The following is an 18,537-nucleotide window of genomic DNA, read 5'->3' as shown; positions in this document are numbered from 1 at the left end:
CGATCACGGTCGCGCTGATTCAGCCGATCGCGATGGAAGAAGGTCTGCGCTTCGCGATTCGCGAAGGTGGTCGTACCGTGGGTGCTGGTGTTGTAGCTAAGGTTATTGAGTAATTAAACACGTGGCGGACCTTGGTCTGCTGCATCGCTCTTTTGGATAAATAATGCAAAGTCAAAAAATTCGTATCCGCCTCAAGGCGTTTGATTATCGTTTGATCGATCAGTCCGCGCTGGAGATCGTGGAAACTGCAAAACGCACTGGTGCTGTCGTTAAGGGGCCGGTTCCTTTGCCTACCCGTATTGAGCGTTTCGATATTCTGCGTTCACCACACGTCAACAAGACCTCGCGTGACCAGTTGGAGATTCGTACTCACCTGCGACTGATGGACATCATCGATCCTACTGATAAGACTGTAGATGCATTGATGAAGCTGGATTTGCCGGCTGGCGTGGATGTGGAAATCAAGCTGTAATTTGTTTAATTAGTAGTAGAGCAGGCAGAATTGATACGTTGGGGAAAACTGTGTATACTCCACCGTTTTTTCAAGCGTGCCTTTTGCACCAAATGGTAAACCGACTTTCAATGCGCTAGAGCGCATGAGGGATCGCTAGCTGTTAAAACCGCCGGTCAATCGTAACCGGCCTTGTAAGAAGGATAATTGTGATGAGCTTAGGACTTGTCGGTCGCAAGATTGGCATGACCCGCGTGTTTACTGAGGACGGAACTTCCGTGCCGGTGACCGTTGTGGACGTGTCCAACAATCGTGTGACCCAGATTAAAACCCCCGCAACGGACGGCTATACTGCTGTTCAAGTGGCTTTTGGTACGCGCCGCAAGAGCCGTGTTACTCAGCCACTGGCTGGACATTTTGCCAAGGCTGGTGTTGATGCTGGCCGTGTTCTCAGAGAGTTCCCGGTATCTGGCGAAGATGCTGCCAAAATGAATTTGGGCGGCGCTGTTAGTATTGACCTGTTCCAGGTCGGTCAAATGGTTGATGTAACCGGTACCACACAAGGTAAAGGTTTTACTGGCGCGATCAAGCGTCACCACTTCAGCTCAAACCGCGCCACTCACGGTAACTCACGTTCCCATAATAGTGCAGGCTCGATTGGCCAGAATCAGGATCCCGGTCGTGTGTTCCCCGGCAAGAGGATGGCAGGCCACTACGGCGCTGTGAAGCGTACTACGCAAAACCTTGAAATCGTCCGTATCGATACCGAGCGCCAACTGCTTCTGATCAAGGGTGCTGTTCCCGGTTCCAAGGGCGGCGATCTGATTGTGCGCCCGAGCGTAAAGGCAGGTGCATAATGGAATTGAAGCTAATCAATGATCAAGGACAATCGACCGCCAGCGTAACTGCTTCGGATGATTTGTTCGGCCGCGAATTCAATGAAGCGCTGGTTCACCAGGTTGTAACCGCCTACATGGCTAACGCCCGTAGCGGTAACCGCGCCCAGAAAGACCGTAGTGAAGTCGCCCACAGCACCAAAAAGCCGTGGCGTCAAAAGGGTACCGGTCGTGCCCGTGCAGGTATGGCCTCCAGTCCTTTGTGGCGTGGCGGCGGTCAGATATTTCCGAATAGGCCGGATGAGAACTTCAGCCAGAAGGTCAACAAGAAAATGTTCCGCGCCGGTATCAGCTCGATCCTTTCCGAGCTGGCGCGCCTGGGTCGTCTCTCGGTGGTGGAGAGCTTCTCCGTCGATACTCCGAAGACCAAGGCATTGGCACAAAAGATCAAGAGCATGGGGATGGACAAGGTCCTGATCATTACCGACGAGATGGATGAGAATCTCTACCTGTCGGCCCGGAATTTGCCGCATGTGCTAGTGCTGGAAGCACATCGTGCTGATCCGGTGAGCATGGTGCACTATCCGAATGTGCTGATGACCCGCAGTGCGGTGAAGAAATTTGAGGAGATGTACGCATGAACGCGCCCACATTTAATCAGGAACGTCTGTTGCAGGTCATTCTGGCACCCCAGATCTCCGAGAAGAGCACCATGATTGCGGACAAGCATGAGCAAGTAGCTTTCCGTGTGGTGACCAATGCCACCAAGCCTGAAATCAAGGCTGCAGTGGAGTTGCTGTTCAAGGTGGAAGTGGATAGTGTCCAGGTCATGAACGTCAAGGGCAAGGTTAAGCGGTTCGGTAAAATTTCAGGCCGTCGCAAGGACTGGAAAAAGGCATATGTCGCCCTGAAGCCTGGCCAAGAAATCAATTTCGCAGCGGGCGAGTAGGAGAGCAACGATGGCAATTATTAAAGTTAAACCGACATCTCCGGGCCGACGCGCTGTAGTAAAAATCGTCACGCCGGAACTGCACAAGGGCAAGCCTCACGCACCGCTGCTGGAAAGCCAGTCGCGCAATGCAGGTCGAAACCACCATGGCCGGATTACCGTTCGACATCAGGGCGGCGGTCACAAGCAGCACTACCGTGTGGTTGATTTTAAACGCGACAAGGATGGTGTTCCGGCTAAAGTCGAGCGTCTGGAGTATGATCCAAATCGCAGCGCCCATCTGGCTCTGCTGTGCTACGCCGACGGTGAGCGTCGCTATATTATTGCTGCTAAAGGCGTGAGCGTCGGTACGCAAGTGGTGAGCGGTTCCGATTCTCCGATCAAGCCTGGCAACACGCTGCCCCTGCGTAACATTCCGGTGGGCACCATCATTCACTGCATCGAAATGCAACCCGGCAAGGGTGCTCAGATGGCCCGCTCTGCCGGCGCCGCTGTGCAGTTGATGGCCCGTGAAGGTGCTTATGCCCAGGTGCGTTTGCGCTCCGGTGAGGTGCGTAAGGTGCATGTGGATTGCAAAGCGACCATTGGTGAGGTCGGTAATTCCGAACACAACCTGCGTTCCATCGGCAAGGCTGGCGCTATGCGCTGGCGCGGTGTTCGCCCGACAGTTCGCGGTGTTGCCATGAACCCTGTTGACCACCCGCACGGTGGCGGCGAAGGCAAGACTGCTGCAGGTCGTCACCCGGTCAGCCCATGGGGCACGCCGACCAAGGGCTACCGTACGCGGAGCAACAAGCGTACAACCGGCATGATTGTGAATCGCCGTCCGTCGAATAAGAGGTAACAGATATGGCACGTTCTATTAAAAAAGGTCCATTTGTTGATGCGCACCTGATCACCAAGGTGGATGCTGCACGCGCAACCCATGACAAGCGCCCGATCAAGACATGGTCACGCCGCTCCACGGTGATGCCGGATTTTGTTGGTTTGACGATCGCTGTACACAACGGCAAGATTCACCTCCCCGTGTACATTTCGGAGAACATGGTCGGCCACAAGCTGGGCGAATTCTCGCTGACACGCACCTTCAAAGGGCATGCGGCGGATAAGAAAGCCAAGAGATAAGAGAGGCTATGATGAGAGTTAGTGCTGTATTACGCGGTACCAGGCTGTCGGCGCAAAAAGGCCGACTGGTTGCCGATCAGATTCGCGGACTGCCCGTTGACCGCGCATTGAACATCCTGACCTTCAGTCCGAAGAAGGGCGCAGTGATTATCAAGAAAGTGCTGGAGTCTGCTATTGCTAACGCCGAGCATAATGAGGGTGCTGACATTGATGAACTCAAGGTCGCGACCATTCTGGTTGACGAGGGTTCGACGATGAAGCGTTTCCGTGCACGTGCGAAAGGTCGAGGCGCGAGAATTCTCAAGCCTACCTGTCATATCACAGTCACTGTCGGAAACTAAGAGGAAAGAACATGGGACAGAAGATTAATCCAATCGGTTTTCGGCTTGGCGTGCTCAAAAACTGGACGTCTAAGTGGTACGCAAACAGCAAGAATTTTGCAGGCATGCTGGCTGATGACATCAAGGTGCGCGACTTCCTGAAGAAGAAGCTGGCGCATGCCTCGGTGGGCAAAATCGTGATTGAACGGCCGGCTCGTAACGCCAGAATCTCGATCTTCAGTGCCCGTCCGGGGGTTGTGATTGGCAAGAAGGGCGAAGATATTGAAGCATTGAAATCCCAGCTGCAGAAGCTGATGGGTGTGCCGGTGCATCTCAATATTGAGGAAATTCGCAAGCCTGAGATCGACTCACAATTGATCGCTGAAAATATTGCGCAGCAGCTTGAGAAACGCATCATGTTTCGTCGTGCAATGAAGCGTGCGATGCAGAATGCCATGCGTTTGGGTGCTCAAGGAATCAAAATTCAAAGTGCCGGCCGCCTTAATGGTGCCGAGATCGCGCGTACCGAATGGTATCGCGAAGGCCGTGTGCCGCTGCACACTCTGCGCGCCGATATCGACTACGGCACAGCCGAAGCGAAAACGACATACGGTATTATCGGGATAAAAGTCTGGGTCTACAAAGGCGAGACACCGGGCAAGGGTGAGACACCCGTAGTTGCAGCGGTCGAACCGGAACGCAAACCAAGAAAGTCGGGAGCAAAACATGCTACAGCCAGCTAGAAGGAAATTCCGCAAGGAGCATAAAGGCCGCAATACCGGCATTGCGACTCGCGGTAACAAGGTCAGCTTCGGCGAGTTCGGCCTGAAGGCAATTGGCCGCGGCCGCCTGACGGCACGCCAGATCGAAGCGGCTCGTCGTGCCATGACACGTCATATCAAACGTGGTGGTCGTATCTGGATCAGGATATTCCCAGACAAGCCGATTTCCCAGAAACCTGCTGAAGTGCGGATGGGTAACGGTAAGGGCAACCCGGAGTACTATGTTGCCGAGATTCAGCCAGGCAAAGTGCTCTATGAAATGGATGGTGTGGAAGAAACACTGGCGCGCGAGGCGTTTCGCCTGGCTGCTGCCAAGTTGCCGATCCAGACCACTTTCGTAACCAGACAGTTAGGTGGTTAATCATGAAAGCCAGCGAATTAAGAGCCAAGTCAGCTGAAGAGTTGAACAAGGAGATGGTGGAATTGCTGCGCGCCCAGTTTGGCTTGCGTATGCAGATTTCCACACAGCAGAGTACCAAAGTAGATCAGTTGGGAAAGGTACGCAAGGATATTGCGCGCGTACGCACGCTGATCGGTGAAAAGGCGAGGCAAGCATGAGCGAAGATAAAGTTTCACGCACACTGACCGGACGCGTAGTCAGCGACAAGATGGACAAGACTGTGACCGTGCAGGTTGAGCGCAAGGTTAAGCACCCTTTGTACGGCAAAGTGATTAGCCGTTCCAAGAAGTACCATGCCCACGATGAGAAAAATGAGTACCATGAGGGTGATCTGGTGACTATCGAGGAATGCCGCCCAATCGCTAAAACCAAGGCATTTCGTGTGACCGCACTGATTGAAAAGAGCCGTTTGGTATAAAGTGCTTGCGTTTCCCTCCGGGAGGCGCTAATATCTCGCTCTTTTTGGGCGAGCGGTCCGAATAATCGGACTGAAGCCAAAACTGACCGTCGAAGTTCGCTGCGCTATTTATAGTGATGGGCAGCTCCCGGACGGATTAAGTTGGAGAAATAAAATGATACAAATGCAATCTGTGCTGGATGTCGCAGATAATACTGGTGCACGCCGCGTTATGTGCATCAAGGTTCTGGGCGGCTCCAAGCGTCGTTACGCCGCCATCGGCGATGTCATCAAGGTCAGCATCAAGGATGCCGCTCCACGCGGTCGCGTCAAGAAAGGCGATGTCTACAACGCTGTTGTAGTACGCACTGCCAAGGGTGTGCGCCGTCCTGATGGATCCCTCATTAAATTCGACGGCAATGCTGCCGTTCTGCTGAATAACAAATTGGAACCCATCGGCACCCGTATCTTTGGACCGGTGACTCGCGAACTTCGTACCGAGCGCTTCATGAAGATCGTGTCGCTGGCTCCAGAAGTTCTGTAAGGAGAATCGAGATGCGCAAAATTCGCAAAGGCGACGATGTCGTTGTGATCACCGGCAAAGACAAGGGCAGGCGTGGCCTGGTCCTGCGCATGCTGGACGATGGTCACCTTCTCGTTGAGGGTGTCAACAAGGTTAAGAAGCACATGAAGCCGAACCCGGTTAAGGGCGTGGCCGGTGGCATCGTCGAGAAGGAGATGCCACTTGATATCTCCAATATCGCGCTGTTTAACCCCGCTACGCAAAAAGCTGACCGGGTGGGCATCAAGGTGCTGGAGGATGGACGTAAAGTCCGCTATTTCAAATCCAACGGCGAAGTGCTGGACGCGTAAGGAATGAATATGGCTCGTTTACAGCAGTACTACAAAGATACCGTGGTCAAGCAGATGATGGATCAGTTTGGCTACAAATCGGTGATGGAAGTCCCGCAAATCGAAAAGATCACTCTCAATATGGGTGTGGGCGAAGCAGTTGCGGACAAGAAGGTGATGGAGCACGCCGTCGGCGATATGAAGAAAATCGCTGGCCAGAAGCCTGTGGTGACGATGTCCCGCAAGTCGATTGCGGGCTTCAAGATTCGTGACAATTACCCGGTTGGCTGCATGGTGACCTTGCGTCGCACCCATATGTATGAGTTCCTGGATCGGCTGGTATCTATTGCGATTCCGCGTATTCGTGACTTCCGCGGCATTTCCGGCAAGGCATTTGATGGCCGTGGCAATTACAACATGGGTATCAAAGAGCAGATTATTTTCCCGGAAATTGATTACGACAAAATTGACGCGTTGCGTGGCATGAATATCTCGATCACGACGACCGCCAAGACCGACGAAGAGGCGCGTGCGCTTCTCGCCGCGTTTAAATTCCCCTTCAAGAACTGAGGTTGGCATGGCTAAGTTATCCTTGATTAATCGTGATTTGAAGCGCCGCGAGACAGTAAAGAAATTTGCCGCGAAACGTGCGGAACTGACTGCGGCGATGAACAATGTAAAGCTCAGTGACGAAGATCGCTATGCGGCCCGCCTCAAATTTCAGCAGTTGCCACGCGACTCCAGTCCGGTGCGCTTGCGTAACCGTTGCGCTCTGACTGGACGTCCACGCGGTGTGTTCAGAAAGTTTGGCATGGCGCGTACCAAGGTGCGTGAGTATGCAATGCGCGGTGAAATTCCCGGCGTAGTTAAAGCCAGTTGGTAGCGGGAGATATAGTATGAGTATGAGTGATCCGATCGCCGATATGCTGACGCGTATCCGCAATGGTCAAAGCGCCACAAAAGTAAGCGTCAGTATGCCTTCCTCCAAGCTCAAGGTAGCAATTGCCAAGGTGCTGAAGGAAGAGGGTTATGTTGATGATTTCGCGGTTCGCGACGAATCCGGCAAGCCTTCGCTGGAAGTGCGCCTGAAATACTACGCAGGCCGTCCTGTGATCGAAAAAATCGATCGTGTAAGCCGTCCTGGGCTGCGTATATATAAAGGCAATGGTGAAATTCCTAAAGTCATGAACGGCTTGGGTGTGGCGATTGTTTCCACCTCCAAGGGTGTTATGACTGACCGCAGCGCACGTGCAGCCGGTATCGGCGGCGAAGTGCTGTGCGTAGTGGCATAGTGAGGTAAGCGATGTCCAGAATAGCTAAAAATCCGGTGATCGTGCCGGCCGGCGTGGAAGTGACACTAAGCGCCGATGAAATCACAGTCAAGGGGCCTCTCGGCACACTGAAGCAGCGCCAGAACGGCGATGTGTCGGTGGTAAAAAATGGCGACCAGTTGCAGTGCAAGGCCGCTAGCGAGTCGATGCAGTCCAATGCAATGTCCGGTACTATGCGTGCGCTGCTTGCCAATATGGTTCTTGGCGTGTCGAAAGGTTTCGAGCGCAAGCTGAACCTGGTTGGCGTGGGCTATCGCGCGACTGCCAAGGGTGATGTGCTGGGTCTTTCGTTGGGGTTCTCCCATCCGGTCGACCACAAGATGCCTGAAGGCGTCGTGGTTACTACACCGACCCAGACTGAAATCGTTTTGAAGGGCGCTGACAAACAGCGCGTTGGTCAGGTTGCCGCCGAAATTCGTGCGTACCGCAGTCCGGAGCCTTACAAGGGCAAGGGTGTGCGTTACTCCGATGAAGTGGTGATCCTGAAAGAGACCAAGAAGAAATAGGGGCAATAGTCATGGATAAGAAACAGTCACGTCTGCGTCGGTCACGCAAAACCCGTGCCAAAATCGCAGAACTGAAGGTGGTGCGTTTGTTGGTGCATAGAACCAATTGCCATATTTATGCCCAGATTATTGATGCGAGCGGCGGCAAGGTTTTGGCTAGTGCATCTACCATCGAGCCAGAAGTGCGCAAGGATCTGCCGAAAGGTGGCAACAAGGATGCGGCGGCTCTGGTTGGCAAGCGAATCGCTGAAAAAGCAAAAGTTGCTGGCGTAGAAGCCGTAGCGTTTGACCGCTCAGGCTTCCACTACCATGGCCGTGTTAAAGCGCTGGCTGAAGCTGCGCGCGAAAACGGTCTGAAATTCTAAGCGGGGTTGATGATGGCTAAATTTGAGAAAAACCAGCAAGAAGATCGCGGTGACGGCCTGCAGGAAAAAATGATTGGCGTCAATCGTGTGACCAAAGTGGTCAAGGGTGGCCGGATCATGGCCTTCGCGGCATTGACCGTGGTTGGCGATGGTAATGGCAGTGTCGGCATGGGCAAGGGTAAATCACGCGAAGTTCCGGTCGCTGTAACAAAAGCAATGGAAGATGCGCGCCGCAACATGGTCAAAGTTAACTTGAAGAAGGGTACTTTGCACCACGCCGTAATCGGTCGTCATGGCGCTGCCAAAGTTTATATGCAGCCGGCTTCCGAAGGTACCGGTATTATTGCCGGTGGCCCAATGCGTGCGATTTTCGAGGTGATGGGCGTGCATAACGTTCTCGCCAAGTGCATCGGCTCAACCAACCCGTACAATATTGTGCGCGCCACCCTCAACGGCTTGAAGCAAATGAATACGCCGTCCGAGATTGCGGCCAAGCGCGGCAAGACTGTCGAAGAGATCATGGGGTAAGTGATGGTAAAGGCAAAAAAATCTACCACGGTAAAGGTTACTCAGGTCAAGAGTGTAATCGGCACCATTGAGTCTCACCGTGCTTGTGTGCGCGGCTTGGGTTTGAAGCGCATTGGTCATACGGTTGAAGTTGAAGATACGCCATCGGTTCGTGGCATGATCAACACCGTTTACTATCTGGTGAAGTGCGAGGGCTAAATGCAACTTAATACTATCAAGCCTGCCGATGGCAGCAAGAAGGCAGCGAAGCGAGTTGGACGCGGTATTGGCTCTGGCAGCGGGAAAACCTGCGGTCGTGGTCATAAGGGACAGAAATCGCGTTCTGGTGGCTTTCACAAGGTGGGTTTTGAAGGCGGTCAAATGCCTTTGCAGCGTCGTCTGCCTAAGCGTGGTTTCGTTTCCCTGGCCAAGGTCCGCGGCGAAACAGCCGAAGTGCGATTGTCGGAAATCAACAATCTGCCAGTAGACACGATTGATTTGTTGGTGCTGAAGCAAGCCAATGTCATTTCGGGTTCTGCTCTGAGCGTTAAAGTGTTTCTGTCCGGTGAAGTTACCCGTGCTGTAACGCTTCAGGGTCTGCTCGTCACCAAGGGTGCACGTGCAGCGATTGAAGCTGCTGGCGGCAAGATCACGGAATAGGACAGACCTTGGCTATTGCAGGTAATTCGCTGCGCAACGCAGCTGGGGCAGGCAAGTTCGGCGATCTGAAGAAGCGGTTGCTGTTCGTTCTCGCTGCTCTGGTCGTTTATCGTATCGGTGCTCACATTCCTGTGCCCGGCATAGATCCGGTCGCGCTTGAGTCACTCTTCAAGTCACAATCGGGCGGTATACTCGGCATGTTTAACATGTTCTCGGGTGGCGCGTTGTCTCGTTTTACTGTGTTCGCACTAGGTATCATGCCGTATATTTCGGCTTCAATTATCATGCAGTTGATGACGGTAGTGTCGCCTCAGCTTGAGCAGTTGAAGAAGGAAGGCGAAAGCGGGCGCAAGAAAATAACACAATATACCCGTTATGGTACTGTGTTTCTGGCGTTGTTTCAGGGTTTGGGAATTTCCATTGCACTTGAATCCCAGCCCGGGCTAGTGATTGACCCTGGCTTGCTTTTCCGTCTCACGGCCGTGGCAACACTGGTATCAGGGACAATGTTCCTGATGTGGTTGGGTGAGCAGATCACCGAGCGTGGCATCGGCAACGGCATTTCTCTGATTATTTTCGCGGGTATTGCTGCGGGTTTGCCTCACGCGATTGGTGGTACGCTAGAGTTGACTCGAACTGGAGCATTCTCTATTCCGCTGGTGCTGCTGCTTTTTGTCGGCGCGATTGGAGTAACGGCCTTCGTGGTTTTCGTTGAACGGGGTCAGCGTAAGATTTTGGTGAATTACGCCAAGCGCCAAGTTGGAAACAAAATTTATGGCGGCCAGAGCTCGCATCTGCCTTTGAAGTTGAATATGTCGGGTGTGATCCCGCCGATTTTCGCCTCCAGCATCATCCTGTTTCCGGCAACACTGGCGGGTTGGTTTGGTAGCAGCGAAGGGATGGGATGGCTGAAGGATATCGGTTCATCGCTCTCCCCTGGGCAGCCGTTGTATGTGATGTTGTATGCGCTTGCGATTGTGTTTTTTTGCTTCTTTTATACGGCATTGGTGTTCAACCCGAAAGAGACGGCGGATAACCTGAAAAAGAGCGGCGCATTTGTGCCGGGTATCCGTCCAGGTGATCAGACGGCACGGTATATTGACAAGATCATGTCTAGGCTGACTCTTTCAGGCGCGGTGTACATTACGGCGGTATGTTTGCTGCCCGAGTTTTTGATTGTGAAGTGGAATGTACCGTTTTACTTCGGTGGCACCTCGCTGTTGATTATCGTGGTGGTGACAATGGATTTTATGGCTCAGGTTCAGTCTTATTTGATGTCGCATCAATACGAGAGTTTGCTGAAAAAAGCGAGCTTCAAGGGCGGGATGGTCGGCCGCTGAGCATGTTGATAACAGGATAGAAATGTCGAAGGAAGAAACGATTGAAATGCAGGGGGAGATTCTTGAAACCCTTCCCAATGCAACCTTCCGAGTTAAATTGGAAAACGGCCACGTTGTACTTGGCCATATCTCTGGAAAAATGCGTATGCACTATATTCGCATTTTGCCTGGCGATAAGGTGACTGTAGAACTCACACCTTATGATTTATCCCGGGCACGGATTACTTTCCGTGCCAAGTAACAAAGCTTTATCAGGAGAAAACGATGAGAGTCCGAGCCTCAATTAAACGGCTGTGCCGCCACTGCAAAATGGTTAAACGCCATGGCGTGCTGCGCGTCATTTGTTCAGATCCTCGCCATAAACAACGTCAAGGTTGATTGTGGCGCGCGGAAATGTTAAAATTTCCGACTTTTTCTAAATCAGTCTTTTGCTGGGAGTAAGTGCATGGCCCGCATCGCTGGGGTAAATATCCCGAACCATCAACACACCGTTATTGCATTAACTGCGATTTACGGCATTGGCCGTACCCGCGCGCAGAAAATTTGTGCGACGGCAGGCATCATTACCTCGACCAAGATCAAGGATCTTAGCGACAGCGAGATGGAAAAGCTGCGCGACGAGGTGGGTAAGGTTACGGTTGAAGGTGACTTGCGCCGTGAGGTTTCCATGAACATCAAGAGATTGATGGATCTTGGTTGCTATCGTGGTGTGCGTCATCGTCGCGGTTTGCCGGTTCGCGGTCAGCGCACTCGTACCAATGCTCGTACTCGCAAAGGTCCACGCAAAGCTGTTCGTGCAACCAAATAATTGGTTGCCACACGAGGAATAAATTATGGCTAAGACAAACGTCCGGGTACGCAAAAAAGTTAAAAAGAATGTGGCTGAAGGCATTGCCCACGTTCATGCGTCCTTCAACAACACCATCATCACCATTACCGATCGTCAGGGCAATGCCTTGAGCTGGGCAACATCGGGTGGTGCCGGTTTCCGCGGGTCGCGCAAGAGCACGCCGTTTGCTGCGCAGGTTGCGGCTGAGGCAGCAGGTAAAGCAGCTCAGGAATACGGGGTGAAGAACCTTGAAGTCAGAATCAAAGGACCTGGACCAGGGCGCGAATCAGCTGTGCGCGCACTGAATGGTGTCGGCTTCAAGATTACATCTATTGCCGACGTAACCCCCGTTCCCCATAACGGTTGTCGTCCGTCCAAGAAGCGCCGCATCTAACCGCAGCGCCGTTAATATTTAGCAGGAGATAAACCTTGGCTGTCAATCTTGATCCCAAATGCCGCCAGTGCCGCCGTGAAGGCGAAAAGCTGTTTCTGAAAGGCGAGAAGTGCTTTACTGATAAGTGTGGCATTGAACGCCGCAGCTACGCGCCAGGCCAGCATGGTCAGAAACAGGTGCGCTTGTCGGACTACGGCGTGCAGTTGCGCGAGAAGCAGAAAGTACGTCGTATTTATGGTGTGCTGGAGCGTCAGTTCCGTGGTTACTATACTATTGCTGACCGTAGCAAGGGTGTGACCGGCGAGAGCCTGCTGCAGATCCTTGAATGCCGTCTGGACAACGTCGTTCATCGCATGGGCTTCGGCGTTTCCCGTCGAGAGTCGCGTCAGATTGTTCGCCACAACGGCATTTTGGTAAACGGCCGCCGCGTGAATATTCCGTCTTATCAGGTCAAGGCTGGCGACGTTGTTGAAGTTGCCGAGAAGTCGAAGGCTCAACTGCGTATCAAGGCAGCGGTTGAAGCCGCCGAGCAGCGCGGCTTCCCGGAATGGATCGAAGTGGATGTGAAGGCGCTGAAGGGCGTGTATAAAGCCAAGCCACAGCGTACCGAGTTGCCCTCAACCATCAACGAGCATCTCGTGGTTGAGTTGTACTCGAAGTAATCACTGAACCACTTTTAAATAGAGGATCCAGCATGCAAAGCAGTGCTACCGAACTTCTGAAGCCACGTGTTGTAGATGTTGAAGCGGCGTCGCCCGTTCGCGCCCGTATTTCCATGGAGCCGTTTGAGCGTGGCTACGGCCATACGCTGGGTAACGCCCTGCGTCGTATTTTGCTGTCTTCGATGCCTGGCTATGCCATCACCCAGGTCAAGATCGAGGGTGTTGTGCATGAATATTCGACCATCGACGGCGTGCAGGAAGACGTGGTCGACATCCTGCTCAACCTTAAAGGCATTGCACTGAAGCTGCACAACCGCTCTGAAGCTACCCTGGTTCTGTCGAAAAAGGGTGAAGGCGTGGTGACTGCGGCTGACATCGAAACTGGTCACGATGCAGAGATCGTCAACCCTGATCATGTGATTGCTCACATTACCAAGGGTGGCAAGCTTGACATGGAAATCAAAATCGAGCAGGGCCGTGGCTATCAGCCCGTCACTGCACGACGTGTCGCCGAAGAGGAGCGCAGCATCGGCACGATATTGCTGGATGCTTCATTCAGCCCGGTTCGTCGTGTCAGTTATGCAGTCGAAAGCGCTCGCGTTGAGCAGCGTACCGACCTGGACAAGCTGGTTGTCGACATTGAAACCAATGGCGTGGTCGATCCTGAAGAAGCGATTCGTTATGCCGCGCGTATTCTGGTTGATCAGCTGTCCGTGTTTGCCGAGCTTAAAGGCACGCCGGCCGAGATCGAGGCACCCCGCGCACCGCAGGTTGACCCGATTCTGCTGCGTCCGGTCGACGATCTGGAACTCACCGTGCGTTCTGCCAATTGTCTGAAGGCGGAAAACATTTATTACATCGGTGATCTGATTCAGCGCACCGAGAACGAGTTGCTGAAGACCCCTAATCTGGGACGCAAGTCGCTGAACGAAATCAAGGATGTACTCGCCTCCAAGGGCCTGACTTTGGGCATGAAGCTTGAAAACTGGCCGCCTGTCGGGCTGGGTGAGCGTGCATAAAGTCAGTTCGTGGAATACGAAACACCACAAGGGTACTCCAACTTTCTATGCGCTAATGCGCATGAAAGATTGTATGCAAGGGAAAGGATAGATCATGCGTCACCGTTTAGGACTTAGAAAACTCAATCGCACCAGCAGCCACCGTCTGGCGATGTTGCGCAACATGACCAACTCGCTGTTGCGTCATGAAGCCATTACCACCACGCTGCCCAAGGCGAAGGAACTGCGCCGTGTCGCCGAGCCGATGATCACGCTAGGCAAGAAGCCATCGCTGGCTAACCGCCGCATGGCTTTCGACCGGTTGCGTGACCGCGAAATGGTCGGCAAGCTGTTTGATACGCTTGGCCCGCGCTACCAGAACCGCAACGGCGGCTACCTGCGCATCCTGAAGTGTGGTTTCCGTCAGGGCGACAATGCCCCGATGGCGATCGTTGAACTGATGGATCGTCCTGCTGAAGCAGAGAGCACTGGCGCCTAACAGGGTTATCTGCATCAAATAAAAAGCCAGGTTTTTACCTGGCTTTTTTTATTCACCCGCTCACTATCTTACTATGCGAGCAGTCCAGCCAGGTAGCGTCCAGTGAAGCTTTCCGGAGTATCAGCGACCTGCTCCGGGGTGCCCGCGGCAATGATCTGCCCGCCGCCCACGCCGCCTTCCGGACCGAGATCGACAACCCAGTCGGCCGTCTTGATTACGTCCAAATTATGTTCGATCACCACAACGGTGTTGCCGCTGTCGCGCAGCCGATGCAGCACCTTCAGAAGCAGTTCGATATCGTGGTAATGCAGGCCGGTGGTGGGTTCGTCCAGGATATACAGGGTACGACCCGTGTCGCGCTTGCTTAGCTCCAGAGATAGCTTCACCCGTTGCGCCTCGCCGCCTGACAGGGTGGTCGCGCTTTGTCCCAAGGTGATATAGCCTAGTCCGACATCGAGCAGCGTGGAGAGCTTTCTGGCCACTACCGGCACTGGGCTGAAAAATTCATGCGCCTGCTCCACCGTCATCGCCAGGATTTCGTGGATGTTCTTTCCCTTGTACTGGATTTCCAGGGTCTCGCGGTTGTAGCGCTTGCCGTGGCAGACGTCGCAGGGTACGTAGATGTCGGGCAGAAAGTGCATTTCCACCTTGATCACGCCATCGCCTTCACATGCCTCGCAGCGCCCGCCCTTGACGTTGAAAGAGAAACGTCCTGGTCCGTAGCCGCGCTCGCGTGCCTGGGGTACGCCGGCGAACAACTCGCGGATCGGCGTGAACAGTCCGGTGTAGGTGGCTGGATTGGAGCGCGGGGTGCGCCCGATCGGGCTTTGGTCAACGTCGATTACCTTGTCGTAGAACTCCAGGCCTTGCAGATCCTCATAAGGCGCTGGCTCTGTGGCCGATCCGTAAAGGTGGCGTGCAACGGCGCGGTACAGGGTGTCGTTGACCAGGGTGGATTTGCCCGAGCCGGACACGCCGGTGACACACACGAACAGCCCCACCGGGAGACCAAGGCTGGTACTTTTCAGATTGTTGCCAGTGGCGCCTGTCAGGTGGAGCATGCGCTTGGGATCGGGCTTATGCCGGTTTTTCGGGACCTCGATGCAGCGCTTGCCGCTAAGGTACTGTCCGGTGAGCGAGGCGGGGTTGGCCTTGATCTCGTCCGGGGTGCCTTCCGCCACGACTTCGCCGCCGTGTACGCCTGCTCCGGGGCCGATGTCTACCACGTGGTCTGCGGTCAAAATGGCATCGGTATCATGCTCCACCACGATCACGGTGTTGCCCATGTCGCGTAGGTGCTTGAGGGTCGTGAGCAGGCGGTCGTTGTCGCGCTGGTGCAGGCCGATCGAAGGTTCATCCAGCACGTACATCACGCCGGTCAGCCCTGAGCCGATCTGGCTCGCCAGACGGATGCGCTGCGCCTCGCCGCCGGACAAGGTATTGGCCGAACGGTCTAGCGACAGGTAATCCAGACCGACATTGTTGAGAAAACGTATTCGCGCCGCGATTTCCTTGATGATGCGCTCGGCGATGGCCTGCTTCTGGCCGTCGAACTCCAGCGTAGCGAAAAAGTCGTAAGTCTGTTTCAGCGGCAGGCGGCCGACTTCAAATAGCGCCTTTCCACCTACCAGTACGTGGCGCGCTTCGGCGCGCAGCCGGGTGCCCTGACAATCGGGGCAGGTGCAGAAATTGATGTATTTTGCCAGTTCCTCGCGCACCGTTGCCGATTCGGTTTCGCGATAGCGCCGCTCGAAATTGGTGATGATGCCCTCGAACGGATGGGTGCGCGGCTGCATGCCGCCTTTCTCCCCCAGGTACTTGAAACTGACCGGCTCTTTGCCGCTGCCATAGAGAAGGATGTGCTGGATGGTTTCCGGAAGTTCCTCGAAGGGTGTATCGAGGTCGAAACCGTAGTGCATTGCCAGGCTTTGTAGCATCTGGAAGAAGAACTGGTTGCGCTTGTCCCAGCCCTTGACTGCACCCGAGGCCAGGCTCAGATGTGGAAAGGCAGCGATGCGCTTGGGGTCGAAGAAACTGATCTGGCCCAGGCCGTCGCACTTGGGGCAGGCGCCCATCGGATTGTTGAAGGAAAACAGTCTCGGCTCAAGCTCCGGCAGGGAGTAGCTGCAAACCGGGCAGGAGAATTTGGCGGAGAACAGGTGCTCCTTGCCCGAGTCCATCTCCACCGCCAGCGCCTTTCCGTCCGAGTGGCGCAGTGCCGTCTCGAACGATTCCGCCAGACGCTGCTTGGCATCGGCGCGAACCTTGAGGCGGTCCACCACGATGTCGACGGTGTGCTTCCTGTTCTTGTCCAGCTTGGGCAGCGCATCGATTTCATGCACCATGCCGTCGATCCTGAGGCGCACGAAACCCTGTGCGCGCAACTCGTCGAACAGGTCGACCTGCTCCCCCTTGCGGCCCACGACGGTGGGCGAGAGGATCATCAGTTTGGTGTCTTCGGGCAGTGCCATGACCGTGTCCACCATCTGGGAAATGCTCTGGGCGGAAAGCAGGGTATGGTGCTCGGGGCAGTAGGGATCGCCGACGCGGGCATAGAGCAGGCGCAGGTAGTCATGGATTTCAGTGACGGTGCCGACAGTTGAGCGCGGGTTGTGGCTGGTGGCCTTTTGCTCGATCGAAATCGCCGGCGACAAGCCTTCGATCAGATCCACATCGGGCTTTTCCATACGCTGCAGAAACTGGCGCGCGTAGGCTGAAAGTGACTCGACGTAGCGACGCTGTCCTTCGGCGTAAAGCGTGTCGAAAGCCAGCGAGGATTTTCCTGAACCGGACAGGCCGGTGATGACTACCAGTTTGTCGCGCGGAATGTCGAGACTGATGTTTTTCAGGTTATGGGTGCGGGCACCGCGGATTTTGATCAGGTCCATGAGTTTGTGCAGAGCAAAAGGCAACCTGCTACTATACGCAACTTCAACGTTCGACCTCAACTTTATATGCACGTTCCCGACAAGATGAACCCAACTGAACTCCGCGCTAGCGTGGGGCTGGCCGGGATATTCGGTCTGCGGATGCTGGGCATGTTCCTGATCCTGCCGGTGTTCGCCATTTATGCCCATGGGCTGCCCGGCGGCAACAGCCAGACCCTGATTGGCCTGGCGCTTGGCGCCTACGGCCTGACCCAGGCCATGCTGCAATTGCCTTTTGGCATGGCATCCGATCGCTGGGGGCGAAAGCGGGTAATCTATTTCGGCCTGCTGCTGTTCGTTATCGGCAGCTTTGTCGCCGCTTCCGCCGCTGATATTTACATGGTGATCGTGGGGCGTTCCATCCAGGGCGCGGGCGCAATTTCCGCCGCCATCACTGCGCTGCTCGCCGACCTGACGCGGGAAGAGCATCGCACCAAAGCCATGTCGATGATCGGCGCCACGATCGGTCTGGCGTTTGCCGCATCGATGGCGCTTGGGCCGTTGCTGTATCAGGCGATAGGCGTGCCCGGCATATTCGAGCTTACCGGCGTACTGGCGCTGGCGGCGATGGGCGTGGTTTACGCGGTCATTCCCGACCCCAGGGACAGTCATTTCCATTCCGATGCCGGTGTCGCTCCTGCGCGCCTGCGTGATGTGCTGCATGATGGCCAGTTGTTGCGCCTTGATTTTGGCATCTTTGCCCTGCACGCCGCTCAAATGGCGATGTTCGTGGTGATTCCGTTTGCCCTCAGGGAAACCGGCGGCATGCCGGAAGCCCAGCACTGGAAAATCTACCTGCCGGTGATGCTGGGCGCATTCGCTTTCATGGTGCCGGCGATCATTTACAGCGAGAAGAAAGCCAAGCACAAGCCGATTTTTGTTTTCGCCGTGGCCCTGCTGCTGTTGTCGCAACTGTTGATGACGGTGCTGATTCAGAGCTTCTGGGGCATCGTGGCGATGCTGCTGCTGTTTTTCATCGCCTTCAATATTCTCGAAGCGAGCTTGCCCTCGTTGATTTCCAGGCTTGCTCCGGCACGTTCCAAGGGGACGGCCATGGGCGTGTATAATACGTCACAGTCGCTCGGCTTGTTTGCCGGTGGCGTGGCGGGCGGATTGCTTTCCCATTATGCCGGCCAGTGGTCGGTGTTTGCGTTTGGCGGCGCAATCAGCGCGCTTTGGTTGATGTTGGCCGCCAGCATGAAAACGCCGCCCGCAGTTCGCACCCGGATGTTCCATGTCGAGCCGATGTCCGCCGAAGCCGCTCGCGAGTTGTCTCGCCGGTTGATCGGTCTGGACGGGGTGATGGAAGCGATAGTCGATCCGGAGGAAGGTGCAGCCTACCTCAAGGTGGAAATGGCGGGTTGGGATGAAGAGGGCGTTACTAAATTAATTGAGGGGGGAGTGTAA

31 protein-coding genes and 1 pseudogene are annotated in these 18,537 nt (G+C 54.7%); 31 read left to right on the top strand and 1 reads right to left on the bottom strand.

What is annotated here, in order from left to right; translation table 11 throughout:
* The 30 genes and pseudogenes from SCT_RS16725 to rplQ all read left to right on the top strand — a co-directional run.
* Positions 1-113: pseudogene (locus SCT_RS16725) on the top strand (elongation factor Tu); the annotation flags it as partial.
* Between the two features lie 50 nt (positions 114-163).
* Positions 164-472 (top strand): 30S ribosomal protein S10, encoded by a 309-nt coding sequence (gene rpsJ / locus SCT_RS06280; protein ID WP_009206586.1) that lies wholly within the window; start codon positions 164-166, stop codon positions 470-472.
* A 191-nt stretch (positions 473-663) separates the two neighbouring features.
* On the top strand, positions 664-1,308 hold the full coding sequence (rplC, locus tag SCT_RS06275; protein ID WP_059420507.1) for a 50S ribosomal protein L3: 645 nt from the start codon (positions 664-666) through the stop codon (positions 1,306-1,308).
* Positions 1,308-1,928: a 50S ribosomal protein L4 gene (gene rplD / locus SCT_RS06270; RefSeq protein WP_059420503.1), complete on the top strand. Its 621-nt coding sequence runs from the start codon at positions 1,308-1,310 to the stop codon at positions 1,926-1,928. Before rplC ends, rplD begins: the two co-directional genes overlap by 1 nt.
* Positions 1,925-2,236, top strand: coding sequence for a 50S ribosomal protein L23 (rplW, locus tag SCT_RS06265; RefSeq protein ID WP_059420501.1), 312 nt, complete (start codon positions 1,925-1,927; stop codon positions 2,234-2,236). Before rplD ends, rplW begins: the two co-directional genes overlap by 4 nt.
* 10 nt (positions 2,237-2,246) lie before the next feature.
* Positions 2,247-3,080, top strand: coding sequence for a 50S ribosomal protein L2 (gene rplB, locus SCT_RS06260; RefSeq protein WP_059420499.1), 834 nt, complete (start codon positions 2,247-2,249; stop codon positions 3,078-3,080).
* 5 nt (positions 3,081-3,085) lie between these two features.
* Complete coding sequence (gene rpsS / locus SCT_RS06255; protein ID WP_009206581.1) at positions 3,086-3,361, top strand: 30S ribosomal protein S19; 276 nt, start codon at positions 3,086-3,088, stop codon at positions 3,359-3,361.
* 11 nt (positions 3,362-3,372) lie between these two features.
* Positions 3,373-3,702 (top strand): 50S ribosomal protein L22, encoded by a 330-nt coding sequence (gene rplV, locus SCT_RS06250; protein ID WP_041673647.1) that lies wholly within the window; start codon positions 3,373-3,375, stop codon positions 3,700-3,702.
* Positions 3,703-3,713: 11 nt separating this feature from the next.
* On the top strand, positions 3,714-4,424 hold the full coding sequence (gene rpsC / locus SCT_RS06245) for a 30S ribosomal protein S3 (RefSeq protein ID WP_059420497.1): 711 nt from the start codon (positions 3,714-3,716) through the stop codon (positions 4,422-4,424).
* Complete coding sequence (rplP, locus tag SCT_RS06240) at positions 4,408-4,824, top strand: 50S ribosomal protein L16 (RefSeq protein ID WP_009206578.1); 417 nt, start codon at positions 4,408-4,410, stop codon at positions 4,822-4,824. The genes rpsC and rplP overlap by 17 nt, the downstream gene beginning before the upstream one ends.
* Before the next feature lie 2 nt (positions 4,825-4,826).
* Positions 4,827-5,021, top strand: coding sequence for a 50S ribosomal protein L29 (gene rpmC / locus SCT_RS06235; protein WP_059420494.1), 195 nt, complete (start codon positions 4,827-4,829; stop codon positions 5,019-5,021).
* Complete coding sequence (gene rpsQ / locus SCT_RS06230; protein WP_059420488.1) at positions 5,018-5,281, top strand: 30S ribosomal protein S17; 264 nt, start codon at positions 5,018-5,020, stop codon at positions 5,279-5,281. The genes rpmC and rpsQ overlap by 4 nt, the downstream gene beginning before the upstream one ends.
* Positions 5,282-5,435: 154 nt before the next feature.
* Positions 5,436-5,804: a 50S ribosomal protein L14 gene (rplN, locus tag SCT_RS06225; RefSeq protein WP_009206575.1), complete on the top strand. Its 369-nt coding sequence runs from the start codon at positions 5,436-5,438 to the stop codon at positions 5,802-5,804.
* 11 nt (positions 5,805-5,815) lie between these two features.
* The gene (gene rplX, locus SCT_RS06220) at positions 5,816-6,133 is read left to right on the top strand and encodes a 50S ribosomal protein L24 (protein ID WP_059420486.1); all 318 of its coding nucleotides are present in this window, start codon (positions 5,816-5,818) and stop codon (positions 6,131-6,133) included.
* Between the two features lie 9 nt (positions 6,134-6,142).
* Positions 6,143-6,682 carry a 50S ribosomal protein L5 gene (gene rplE / locus SCT_RS06215; protein ID WP_059420512.1) on the top strand — a complete coding sequence of 180 codons (540 nt, stop codon included), beginning with the start codon at positions 6,143-6,145 and terminating at the stop codon, positions 6,680-6,682.
* Positions 6,683-6,689: 7 nt separating this feature from the next.
* Positions 6,690-6,995, top strand: a complete 306-nt coding sequence (gene rpsN / locus SCT_RS06210; protein ID WP_059420484.1) for a 30S ribosomal protein S14 — start codon at positions 6,690-6,692, stop codon at positions 6,993-6,995.
* A gap of 13 nt (positions 6,996-7,008) precedes the next feature.
* On the top strand, positions 7,009-7,404 hold the full coding sequence (rpsH, locus tag SCT_RS06205; protein ID WP_059420482.1) for a 30S ribosomal protein S8: 396 nt from the start codon (positions 7,009-7,011) through the stop codon (positions 7,402-7,404).
* 11 nt (positions 7,405-7,415) lie between these two features.
* Entirely contained in the window at positions 7,416-7,949 is a 534-nt protein-coding gene (gene rplF, locus SCT_RS06200) for a 50S ribosomal protein L6 (RefSeq protein WP_059420480.1), read from the top strand.
* 11 nt (positions 7,950-7,960) lie between these two features.
* Positions 7,961-8,314 carry a 50S ribosomal protein L18 gene (gene rplR, locus SCT_RS06195; protein ID WP_059420475.1) on the top strand — a complete coding sequence of 118 codons (354 nt, stop codon included), beginning with the start codon at positions 7,961-7,963 and terminating at the stop codon, positions 8,312-8,314.
* Between the two features lie 12 nt (positions 8,315-8,326).
* Entirely contained in the window at positions 8,327-8,842 is a 516-nt protein-coding gene (gene rpsE, locus SCT_RS06190) for a 30S ribosomal protein S5 (protein ID WP_059420514.1), read from the top strand.
* Between the two features lie 3 nt (positions 8,843-8,845).
* On the top strand, positions 8,846-9,040 hold the full coding sequence (rpmD, locus tag SCT_RS06185) for a 50S ribosomal protein L30 (protein WP_059420469.1): 195 nt from the start codon (positions 8,846-8,848) through the stop codon (positions 9,038-9,040).
* Positions 9,041-9,481 (top strand): 50S ribosomal protein L15, encoded by a 441-nt coding sequence (gene rplO / locus SCT_RS06180; RefSeq protein ID WP_059420467.1) that lies wholly within the window; start codon positions 9,041-9,043, stop codon positions 9,479-9,481.
* 8 nt (positions 9,482-9,489) lie between these two features.
* The gene (secY, locus tag SCT_RS06175; protein WP_371257730.1) at positions 9,490-10,821 is read left to right on the top strand and encodes a preprotein translocase subunit SecY; all 1,332 of its coding nucleotides are present in this window, start codon (positions 9,490-9,492) and stop codon (positions 10,819-10,821) included.
* A 22-nt stretch (positions 10,822-10,843) separates the two neighbouring features.
* Positions 10,844-11,062 (top strand): translation initiation factor IF-1, encoded by a 219-nt coding sequence (gene infA / locus SCT_RS06170; protein ID WP_009206564.1) that lies wholly within the window; start codon positions 10,844-10,846, stop codon positions 11,060-11,062.
* A 23-nt stretch (positions 11,063-11,085) separates the two neighbouring features.
* Complete coding sequence (rpmJ, locus tag SCT_RS16720) at positions 11,086-11,199, top strand: 50S ribosomal protein L36 (RefSeq protein ID WP_082098219.1); 114 nt, start codon at positions 11,086-11,088, stop codon at positions 11,197-11,199.
* Between the two features lie 67 nt (positions 11,200-11,266).
* On the top strand, positions 11,267-11,629 hold the full coding sequence (rpsM, locus tag SCT_RS06165) for a 30S ribosomal protein S13 (RefSeq protein WP_009206563.1): 363 nt from the start codon (positions 11,267-11,269) through the stop codon (positions 11,627-11,629).
* Between the two features lie 25 nt (positions 11,630-11,654).
* Positions 11,655-12,044: a 30S ribosomal protein S11 gene (gene rpsK, locus SCT_RS06160; protein ID WP_009206562.1), complete on the top strand. Its 390-nt coding sequence runs from the start codon at positions 11,655-11,657 to the stop codon at positions 12,042-12,044.
* 35 nt (positions 12,045-12,079) lie between these two features.
* Positions 12,080-12,706: a 30S ribosomal protein S4 gene (gene rpsD, locus SCT_RS06155; RefSeq protein WP_059420465.1), complete on the top strand. Its 627-nt coding sequence runs from the start codon at positions 12,080-12,082 to the stop codon at positions 12,704-12,706.
* Positions 12,707-12,738: 32 nt separating this feature from the next.
* Positions 12,739-13,725, top strand: a complete 987-nt coding sequence (gene rpoA / locus SCT_RS06150; protein WP_009206560.1) for a DNA-directed RNA polymerase subunit alpha — start codon at positions 12,739-12,741, stop codon at positions 13,723-13,725.
* A gap of 94 nt (positions 13,726-13,819) precedes the next feature.
* Positions 13,820-14,203: a 50S ribosomal protein L17 gene (rplQ, locus tag SCT_RS06145; protein WP_059420461.1), complete on the top strand. Its 384-nt coding sequence runs from the start codon at positions 13,820-13,822 to the stop codon at positions 14,201-14,203.
* Between the two features lie 71 nt (positions 14,204-14,274).
* Here rplQ and uvrA read toward each other — a convergent pair whose 3' ends face one another.
* A complete protein-coding gene (gene uvrA, locus SCT_RS06140) occupies positions 14,275-17,091 on the bottom strand; it encodes an excinuclease ABC subunit UvrA (RefSeq protein ID WP_059420459.1) in 2,817 nt (938 codons plus the stop codon).
* 84 nt (positions 17,092-17,175) lie between these two features.
* On the opposite strand from uvrA, the gene SCT_RS06135 reads away from it, so the two are divergent.
* Positions 17,176-18,537 (top strand): MFS transporter, encoded by a 1,362-nt coding sequence (locus SCT_RS06135; protein WP_088178638.1) that lies wholly within the window; start codon positions 17,176-17,178, stop codon positions 18,535-18,537.

It is taken from the genome of Sulfuricella sp. T08 (genome assembly GCF_000971475.1).
In the GTDB taxonomy this organism is placed as follows: Bacteria; Pseudomonadota; Gammaproteobacteria; order Burkholderiales; family Sulfuricellaceae; genus Sulfuricella.
This window is presented reverse-complemented; position numbering and strand designations above follow the sequence as displayed.